The sequence below is a fragment of the Bradyrhizobium sp. 40 genome (assembly GCF_023100925.1).
In the GTDB taxonomy this organism is placed as follows: Bacteria; Pseudomonadota; Alphaproteobacteria; order Rhizobiales; family Xanthobacteraceae; genus Bradyrhizobium.
Map to the genome: position 1 here is coordinate 4,174,696 of NZ_CP064688.1, position 9,792 is coordinate 4,184,487.

Annotated in this window: 6 protein-coding genes; all 6 read right to left on the bottom strand. The window is 65.3% G+C overall.

Going from position 1 to position 9,792, the window contains the following annotated elements; translation table 11 throughout:
- Positions 1–142: 142 nt before the first annotated feature.
- The 6 genes from IVB40_RS20385 to IVB40_RS20410 all read right to left on the bottom strand — a co-directional run bounded on the left by IVB40_RS20385 (position 143) and on the right by IVB40_RS20410 (position 9,647).
- On the bottom strand, positions 143–1,597 hold the full coding sequence (locus IVB40_RS20385) for an HlyD family type I secretion periplasmic adaptor subunit (protein WP_247816118.1): 1,455 nt from the start codon (positions 1,595–1,597) through the stop codon (positions 143–145).
- Positions 1,584–3,716 (bottom strand): type I secretion system permease/ATPase, encoded by a 2,133-nt coding sequence (locus IVB40_RS20390; RefSeq protein WP_247816119.1) that lies wholly within the window; start codon positions 3,714–3,716, stop codon positions 1,584–1,586. The genes IVB40_RS20385 and IVB40_RS20390 overlap by 14 nt, the downstream gene beginning before the upstream one ends.
- 29 nt (positions 3,717–3,745) lie before the next feature.
- On the bottom strand, positions 3,746–6,592 hold the full coding sequence (locus IVB40_RS20395) for a calcium-binding protein (protein WP_247816120.1): 2,847 nt from the start codon (positions 6,590–6,592) through the stop codon (positions 3,746–3,748).
- A gap of 438 nt (positions 6,593–7,030) precedes the next feature.
- Positions 7,031–7,522 carry a hypothetical protein gene (locus IVB40_RS20400; protein ID WP_018459090.1) on the bottom strand — a complete coding sequence of 164 codons (492 nt, stop codon included), beginning with the start codon at positions 7,520–7,522 and terminating at the stop codon, positions 7,031–7,033.
- 166 nt (positions 7,523–7,688) lie between these two features.
- The gene (locus IVB40_RS20405) at positions 7,689–8,141 is read right to left on the bottom strand and encodes a DNA polymerase III subunit chi (RefSeq protein ID WP_247816121.1); all 453 of its coding nucleotides are present in this window, start codon (positions 8,139–8,141) and stop codon (positions 7,689–7,691) included.
- A 6-nt stretch (positions 8,142–8,147) separates the two neighbouring features.
- Positions 8,148–9,647 carry a leucyl aminopeptidase gene (locus IVB40_RS20410; RefSeq protein WP_247816122.1) on the bottom strand — a complete coding sequence of 500 codons (1,500 nt, stop codon included), beginning with the start codon at positions 9,645–9,647 and terminating at the stop codon, positions 8,148–8,150.
- Between the last annotated feature and the right edge of the window lie 145 nt (positions 9,648–9,792).

Genomic DNA, 9,792 nt, shown 5'->3' on the forward strand with positions numbered 1-9,792 from the left:
TCCTATGTACGCATTCCGGGCTGCGCGGCCACACCAAAATGACTTCATCGCGAGTGGCGCGCCCGCGGCATGGTGTAGCTGCCGAAGGCCTGATCGGCCCCCTCAGCACGCCTCGCGAAGCTTCGTCGGCAACAGGCGGGAACTAGCGCTCCCGCATGATCTCGTGCCGGTAGCGCTGCAGGGGCGACAGGAGATAGCTCAGGATGCTGCGCGAACCGGTCCTGATCTCGACGGTCACTGCCATCCCCGGGGACAGATTGACGAGGCGATCGTCCACCTGCATCTGGCTGCGATCGAGCGAGATGCGGGCGCTGTAGCTCAACTCCTGCCCGCTGGGCTCGCTGCTGTCGCGTTGCGTCCCAAGCGCACGGTCGCTCCCGCGCTCCTGGGGCCGGTCGCGGATGATGGCGTCCTGCGAGACGCTCACGACCTGGCCCGCGAGAAGGCCGTAGCGGGTGAAATTGAAAGTATCGATCTTGATGGCGGCGCCCTGCCCGGCCTCGACAAATCCGATATCGCGGTTGGAGATCATCGCCTCGATCTCGAGCTGCGTATCGGTCGGCACGATTACCAGCAGCGACTGCGCGGGCGTGACCACGCCGCCGACAGTGTGGACCGCGAGCTGCTGCACGACGCCGTCGACCGGCGACGTCAGTTGCTGAAGCCTCGTCCTCTGCTGCGCCTTGATCAGATCGCGTGCGACGCCATTGGCTTTCTGTTCGCTCTTGGCAAGCTCGTCGGAGAGACTTTTCCTGTACTCCGCCAAGGCCTGGATGCGGGTCTCCCGGATCGCGGCGACGGCCGCCTCGGCCTCCTTCAAGCGGCTGCTCTGGACGCGAAGCTCCTCCTGCTGCTCGATCTGGAGCTGGAGGGTCTCATAGTAGGTCAGCTTCGAGCCGATCTCCTTCTCCATCAGCGTCTTGCGGATCTCGACACGCTGCTGGGTGACCGGCAGCAACGCATCAAGCTTGTGAATCGTCGCCGCAATCGTCTGATGTTCGGCCTCCTTCTGCGCTTCCTGACGCGCCAGCGCCGCGAGCTTGGCCCTGTTCTCGCTGACCTGATTGGCGAGGAGCTGCCGTTGCGTCGCGACCAGCATGGGATCGGCGTCCTCTGGTACGACGAGATCGGCGGACACCTCTTCGCCGCCTGCCAATGCGGCGCGCAGGCGCGCAACGTTGAGCCGCTCGGCCATGAGATCGTCGTGCAGACGATCGCGCTCTGCGGCGTTCACGGTCGGATCGAGCTCGATCAGCAGGTCGCCCGATTTGACCGATTGACCGTCCTGCACGTGAATGGCGCGCACCACGCCGGTCTCGAACGGCTGGACCACCTTGCTTCGCCCGCTCGACACGACCTTGCCGGTCGCGGACGCCACGATGTCGATCGTGCCCCAGGCCGACCAGGCCAGCGCTGCGCAGACAAGCAGCATCAGGACCAGGGCGATGGCGCGGCCGATCGGCGACGGCGGTGTTTCCGTGATTTCCAGCGCCGCCGGCAGGAAGGCGACTTCCTCGGCGCGCCGGCCCTTTCCATTCCGGAACGGGATCACGGTCTGCTCCGGACGAGCGGCCGGCACAGTGCTAGCCGACCTCATAAATGCCTCCCTGGAGACGATGCAGGGCGGCGTAGCGGCCGCCGGTCTTGATCAGCGCATCATGCGTGCCGTCCTCGACCAGACGGCCGCGTTCCAGGGTGAAGATGCGATCGGCGCCGCGGACGGTGGACAAACGGTGCGCGATGATCAGGACGGTGCGGCCTTTCGCGATCTCCTTCATGTTGTCATGGATGATCCGCTCGCTTTCATAGTCGAGTGCGCTGGTGGCTTCGTCGAAGATCAGGATCCGGGGATTGCCCACCAGCGCACGGGCGATCGCGATGCGCTGGCGCTGCCCGCCCGAGAGCGTCGAGCCGCGCTCGCCCACCATCGTATCGTAGCCCTCGGGGAGCTCCAGAATGAAATCATGAGCGCCCGCCAGCTTCGCCGCGTCGATGATGCGGTCCATCGGCAGGCTTGGATCGGCCAGCGCGATGTTGTCGCGCACCGACCGGTTGAACAGCATGTTGTCCTGGAGCACGATTCCGATCTGCCGACGGAGCCCGGCCGGGTCGGTCGTCATCAGATCCATTCCGTCGACCAGCACGCGGCCGCCTTGCGGAACGTAGAGCCGCTGCACCAGCTTGGCGAAGGTGCTTTTGCCCGAGCCGGACGATCCGACAATGCCGACGGTTTGTCCGGCTGGAATGTCGAATGAGACATCGTGCAGGATCTCCGGCCCATCGGGCCGGTAGCGGAAAGAGACGTGCTCGAAGCGGATGTTGCCCCGGATCGGCGGCAGCCCCGCGCGGGCGGCGGAGTACGCCGGCTCCGCCGCGCTGTTGAGGATGTCGCCGAGCCGCGCGATCGACAGCCGCGCCTGATGAAAATCCTGCCAGACCTGCGCGAGCCGCAGCACCGGGGCCGACACCCGCCCCGCGAAGATGTTGAAGGCCACGAGCTCGCCGACCGTCAATGCGTCACCGATCACCAGCCTGGCTCCGACATAGAGAATGGCGGCAGTGACGACCTTACTGACGAGCTGCACCAGCTGGCTTGCCGTGTTGCCGAGGCTGGTGACACCGAAGCTCGCCGAGACATAACCGGCGAGCTGCTCTTCCCAGCGACGCTGCATCTGCGGCTCGACCGCCATCGCCTTCAGCGTTTCGATGCCGCTGACGCTCTCGACCAGGAAGGCCTGGTTCTCGGCGCCACGGCGGAATTTCTGGTCCAGCCTGCGGCGAAACAGCGGCGTCGCCACGGCCGAGATCGCGATGTAGAACGGGAACGATGCGAGCACGATGAAGCTCATCTGCGCCGAATAGGCGAACATCACCGCCAGGAACACCGAGGTGAAGACCAGGTCGATGAGAAGCGTCAGGGACGAGCTGGTGATGAAATTGCGGATGTTCTCGAGCTCTCGGACCCGGGCCACGGAATCTCCGACGCGCCTGGCCTGAAACCAGGCCATCGGCAGCGCCAGCAGATGGTGGAACAGGCGTGCCCCGAGCTCGACGTCGATGCGGTTGGTCGTGTGCGCAAACAGGTAATTGCGCAGGATCCCGAGTACGGTGTCGAACAGGGAGACGACGACGAGGCCGATGACGAGGACGTCGAGCGTGGACAGCGAGCGGTGCACCAGCACCTTGTCGATCACGACCTGGAAGAACAGCGGCGAGACCAGCGCAAAAAGCTGGAGGAAGAACGAAGCCGCCAGCACCTCGCCCAGCAGCCGCCGGTATCTGCCGATCGCGCCGATGAACCAGGTGATATCGAACTGCCGGCCGAGGTCGGACAGGCCGGCGCGCCGGACCATCAGGATCAAGCCGCCGTCCCAGATCGCGCACAGCTCGTCGCGATCCATCAGCACCGGGCGCTGCGCCTCCGGGGACTGCACCAGCACCTTGTCGGCGGAGGCCTTTGCGATGACCATGAAGCCGCCGTCCCGCAGCATTGCGATCGCAGGCAGCGGGGTGTCCGACAGACGGCTCCACTGCGTTCGGTAGGTTCGCGCTTTAAGTCCGAGAGACCTGGCGCAGCGGACGATATCCGCTGCGCCGAAACTTGCCGCGCCGAGCCGGTGCCTGAGCTGCTCGCGATCGGCCGCAACGCCTTGCAGATGCAGCAGCGTCAGCAAGGCATCGAGCCCCGTATCGGCGGAGACCGCGTTGGTCGTCATGAGCGTTCTCCAGGCCGCAGCCGCCAGCTTCAGGCGTGCTGGGGCGGTGCGAGCACCTGGCTCTGCGCCGCGTGCGGATCGGGCAGCGGCATCTCGCCATTGCCCTCACCTGCCGGGACGAAGCTCGCCGCCATGGCCTGGTTGAGCAGCATCGCGGCCGCGAACGCTCCGCCCTGGATGACGACGTTGTTGCCGGTGCCGCCGTCCAGGATGTCGAGGCCGCCCCCGCCGATCAGCACGTCATCACCGGCACCACCCGCCAGCGTGTCGTTGCCGGGGCTGCCGATCAGCACGTCGTCGCCGTTGCCGCCATTGGCAACGAGCTGGATGCCGCCGTGCAAGCCGGAAGCCGTGATGACATCGTCGCCATCGAGGCCGTTGATGACGATCCTGTCGCCGGTGCCGGCATCGGTGATGTTGATGTCCTGGCCAAGCCCCGACACCGTGATGATGCCGTCGTGCTCGGTCACCGTGATGACGTCGTTGCCGCCGGTTGCGTTGATGGTCACGGTATCCGCGGCGCCGTCATTGGCGCCGAGATCGAGGTCGACCTGGCTGACGCCGGTGCCGGAGAGGTCGCCGACGGTAATGTTGTCGGCACCGCCGAGAGCATTGAAGTCGACATGCTCGACCCCGTTCAGGTCCATCGCAATGGCGGCGACATCTCGCGTGAACAGCACGCGGCCGCCATTGGCCGAAATGTTGATGTTCTCGCTGATATTGGCGCCGTTGAATGCCAGCGTGTCGGTGCCCTTGCCGCCTTCGACGGTATCGCTGCCGTCGCCGGGATTCCAGACGAAGGTGTCGTCGCCCGCACCGAGATTGGCGAAATCGTTGCCGCGTCCGCCGTTCACAATGTCATTGCCGGCACTGCCGGTGATGGTGTCGTTGCCGTCACCGCCGTTGATGTTGAGGCTGAACGACTGTCCCGCCTTGATGGAAGACGCATTGATGACGTCATTGCCTTGTCCGCCGTTGATGCCGAGCACATCACCGGCGTCCGCGTGTGCAATCGTCACCTGCGCAGCGAGGCCGTTGACCACGATCGATCCGCCGGAGGTCACAACCGATATGTTGTCGTCACCGGTCGTGCCGTTCGCGGTCACGCGGTCCGCCGCTCCATCGCCGCTCTGGCTGCCGGGGCCGGCACTGAGGTCGATGGCAACTTGCGTGATTCCTGTCCCGGTCAGATCGTTGACGGTGATGTTGTCGGCGCCGCCTGCTGCCGCGATCTGCACGTGCTCGACGCCAGCGAGGTCCATGACGATAGCACCGACGTCACGGGTGAGTAGCGCACGGCTTCCGTTCGCCGAGATCGACATGGTCTCGGCCACATTGGCGCCGTTGAACAACAGCGTATCGGTTCCCGTGCCGCCTTCGACAGTGTCGCTGCCGTCACCGGGATTCCACGTGAAGATGTCGTCGCCTGCGCCGAGAAGCGCGACGTCATTGCCGCGGCCGCCGATGACCTTGTCGTTGCCGTCGCCGCCGATCAGGGTGTCCGCGCCCTGGCTGCCGGTGATGGTGTCGTTGCCCGCCCCGCCGTCGATGGTCAGCCCGATCGCCGAGCCGAGCGTGGATGCATCGATCACGTCGTTACCGCCGAGCGCCTGCACGACCAGCCGGTCGTTGCCGGCCTCTGCGTTTGCGATTGTCACGACCTCTGGCAGCCCCGTGACCGTGACCGTTGTGCCCGTGGCTGTGACCTCGATGTGCTGATTGCCGTTGCTGCCGTTGACGGTCACCGTATCAGCTGCGCCGTCGCCTTGCGTCCCTCCCGGGACGGCTCCGAGATCAACCAGCACCTGCTTGACGCCGGTCCCGGTGAGATCGCCGACGGTGATATTATCGGCGCCGCCGCGCGCATCGAATTCGATCTGCTCGACGCTGTTGAGATCCATCGTGATGTTGGCGACGTCGCGGGTGAAGCGCACCCGGCCGCCATTGGCCGAGATGTTGATGGTCTCGTTGATGTTGGCGCCATTGAAAAGCAGCTTGTCGCTGCCCGAGCCGCCCTCGACCGTGTCGCTGCCGTCACCGGGATTCCAGATGAAAGTGTCGTCGCCACTCCCGAGCTGGGCGACGTCGTTGCCGCGTCCGCCATTGACGATATCGTCGCCGCTGCCGCCGATGATGAGGTCGTTGCCGTCACCGCCGATGATCCTGTCGTTGCCAGCGCCGCCATCGAGCGTCAGCGAGATCAGGCTGCCGAGCCCGTTGCCCGCGGTGATGGCATCGTCGCCGCCGCCACCGTGCAGGACGAGATTTTCCGTCGTGCCGATATCGAGCGAGAACGGCGCCGCGCCCGCCCCGTCGAGCCGCACGCGGGTGCCGTTCGCCGTGATCGTGAACGTCTCGGCGCCGTTGCTTCCGTTGACCTGAGCCGTATCGTTGCCCTCACCACCCTCGAACAGGTTGGTGCCGCCGCCGGGATTCCAGATCATGACGTCGTCGCCGGCCTCGCCGAACAGCTGGTTGTCGCCGCTGCCGCCGTCCAGCACGTCGTTACCCGCTCCGCCGAACAGCAGATCGTTGCCGCCGCCGCCCTTGATCAAATCGTTGCCGGCCTGACCAAACAGAAGATCGGCTCCCGAGCCGCCCGTGATCTTGTCATTGCCGTCGCCGCCGAAGACGTGCACCGCCGGCATCGGTCCGTGGCATTCGTCGACGGTGATCGTGTCGTCACCGCCCTGACCGAAGATGTCGATCGCGGTGGTGTTGTCGACCGTGGGTTCGCCACCAACCGTTTTCACGTGCCCGTTATTGACCAGGATGCGGCCGGACTTGTCGCGACTTATCACGAGGCCGTTATTCGCGCTGTCGCCGAAAATGGTGAGCTGCCCCGTAACCGGGGAAAACACAGAGGTAATGGACATCCAAATGATCCTTCCGACCTAGCCCCTCCCTTCGACGCGTAGCATTCGCGCACAAGACATTCTTGAACCGTTGCTTGAGACGCGCGTGATTATTCTGGAGATTTCCTCCAGTTTTCCTTCGGGGCAGTTTCCGACGGCGGATGCGAAGGCTCGCTCATCACGAACCGCCTGATCACGGATCACGCGTAACGCCCCCGTGATTTTCAACGCGCGCGGAAGAACGCAGCTCGAGGCAATGATGGCACTTTGGGCGAAGGTCGGCATCCGCGATGTCGAAACTCGCGAACAAGATCGCCGGCGAGCGCGAACGGGAGAGATCACGATTCACGCCTCTGCCGTCGCAATAGGGATGCAAAGCCGCTTGACGATGGGGACGAGCGTGCGCGGCTGATCGCATCGACAGCCGCAACCAGCTTCAGGGCAAAAGGCCGACCCGTGTTACGCCGACTTCTTCTTCGGCTTTGGCTTGGTCGCCTTCGGCATGACCGGTGCCTCCGGCGTGCCCTCGATCGAGGACAGGCGGCCGGCCGTGAAGGTGTAGATGCCGGCGCGCGGCCCGGTCGTCCACGTCACGACGGCAACGCGCCTGCCGGCGGCATCACCGGAGAGGTTGACGCTCGAGGGCGCGCCGATGCCGCGCACCACGTCGCATTCGGTGTGGCCGAGCGCGACGGTGCCGCCCATCGGAGCCGGCGCGGTCGTCGACGCATTCGCATCGGCCGGCCCGGGCGGCGGCGCCATGCCGGCGCAAGCCCCGTCGGCGCTGACCAGATCCTCGGCCCCAACCGGCTTGTCGGGGGTCAGCGGCGGCGACTCAATCGAGATGCTTTTGATGAACAGACGGCTGGGCGTGTTGAACCACTGGGCATCCCTGGACAACAGATCGGTCCCGCCCGAACAGCCCGCGACCAGCGGGGCTACGGCCGCCAACGCAATTATGAGCGAGCTGGGAAGCTTTTGATGTCGCACGATGAACTAAATTCCCCGAGTGAAGGATCGGCCCTAAGCAATTGTAGCAACATCACTTTGCGGCACGAAGGTGACAAAAGCCATCATCACCCGAAAAGTGCAAATTATCATTAATTGCGAGCGACGGCTAATTCCGCTTCTGCCATCGGCCCCGCTCGTCAGCCTGCCAATAGGTGACATCAAATCCCCGCGCCTTGCAATCCGCCCAGGCGCTGCGGGCGAACGCAAGCGCGTCCGGATCGTCGCCATCGAACAGCAGCACCATGCGCTCATAGCCCTGCGCGTCCTGCGGCAGCGCGGCGCTGTCGACGAGGAAGCGGACATTGGCACCGTTCGGATTGTCCTCCTCGACCGCCAGCACGATCGGCTGATCGGCGGCGTCGCTGACCCGCCATGTCGCGTGCGGCAGGAAGGAATCGTCGCGATAGGTCCACAAATGGGCGTCGAGCGTATCGGCGCGCTCCGGCGAGGTCGACTGCACCACGACGCGCCAGCCGCGCTCCAGCGATTTCTCGAGAAGCGGCGGCAACACGTTCTCCACCGTCATGTTTTGCAGATGGTAGAACAGGACTTCAGTCATCTCTGGTCATTTGCGTTCGTAATGGTCGGCGACCAGACGGTCGAGCAAGCGGACGCCATAGCCGCTTCCCCAGCTGTGGTTGATGTCGGTCTTCGGCGCCCCCATGGCGGTCCCGGCGATGTCGAGATGCGCCCAGGGCGTGCCGTCCACGAAACGCTGCAGGAACTGCGCCGCGGTGATCGAGCCGCCATGGCGGCCGCCGGTGTTCTTCATGTCGGCGAACTGGGAATCGATCAGCTTGTCGTATTCGGGGCCAAGCGGCAGGCGCCAGACCTTCTCGCCGCTCTCGATGCCGGCCGCCAGCAGCCGCTCGGCAAGCTCGTCATTGTTGGAGAACATGCCGGCATGCTCGGTGCCGAGCGCGACCACGATGGCGCCGGTCAACGTCGCCAGATCCACCATGAATTTCGGTTTGGTTTTCTTGGCGACGTACCAGAGCACGTCGGCAAGCACCAGGCGGCCTTCCGCGTCAGTGTTGATGATCTCGATGGTCTGCCCCGACATCGAAGTGACGATGTCGCCCGGGCGCTGCGCGTTGCCGTCCGGCATATTCTCGACGAGGCCGATGGCGCCGACGACGTTGACCTTGGCCTTGCGTGCCGCGAGCGCATGCATCAGGCCGACGACGCAGGCAGCGCCACCCATGTCGCCCTTCATGTCCTCCATGCTGCCGGCCGGCTTGATCGAAATGCCGCCGGTGTCGAAGCAGACGCCCTTGCCGACGAAGGCAACCGGCGCCTCACCCTTCTTGCCGCCGTCCCAACGCATGATCACGGTGCGGCTCGGCCGCGCCGAGCCCTGGCCGACGCCGAGCAGCGCGCCCATGCCGAGCTTGGCCATCGCCTTGACGTCGAGCACCTCGATCCTGACGCCGAGTTTTCGGAGCAGGCCCGCCCGGCGCGCGAACTCCTCGGGATAAAGCACGTTCGGCGGCTCGTTGACCAGGTCGCGCGCAATGACCACGCCGTCCACGATCGCAGCGGCCGATGCAAACGCCCTCTTCGCGGCGACGACATCGCCGACCGCAAACGAGACGTCGGCTCGCGTGCCGCCCTCCTCGCCGTCCTTCTTCTTAGTCTTGTAGCGGTCGAACTTGTAGGTGCGCAGCCGCAGCCCCGAGGCGATCGCGACCGCCTGCTCGCTCGTCATGGCGCCATTGGGCAGTTCCGCCATGACGGTCATGGCCGCCGCCCCGGACGGAAGCTTGCTCGCCGCCACGCCGCCGAATTTGAGGAAGTCGTTCGCCTTCAGGCCGGCCGCCTTGCCGGCGCCGATCACGATCAGGCGGGTGGCCTTCACGCCCTCGGGTGCAAGGATGTCGAGCGCAGCACCGCTTTTGCCCTTGAAGGCGGCGGCGGTGGCCGCCCGCTTCACGAGTTCGGTGGCGCCGCCGAGCGCCTTGGCGGTCGCCGGGCCGAGCTTCAGACCGTCATCGCAGAACACGACCATGATGCCACGGACGGCGGCAGACAATGGAACGAAGCCGACCTTGATGGCATCGGACATGAGTAACTCCTCAAAAACATTGCGCTTTTTACCGATCGGCGGTCCCGGCCACGGGCCGGAGCTGAACGGCGATTCACTGCGCGTGCCGCACTATGGGCCACCGGCCCGGCAGATGCCAAGCACCCCCGTGGCCGAGGGGCCACAA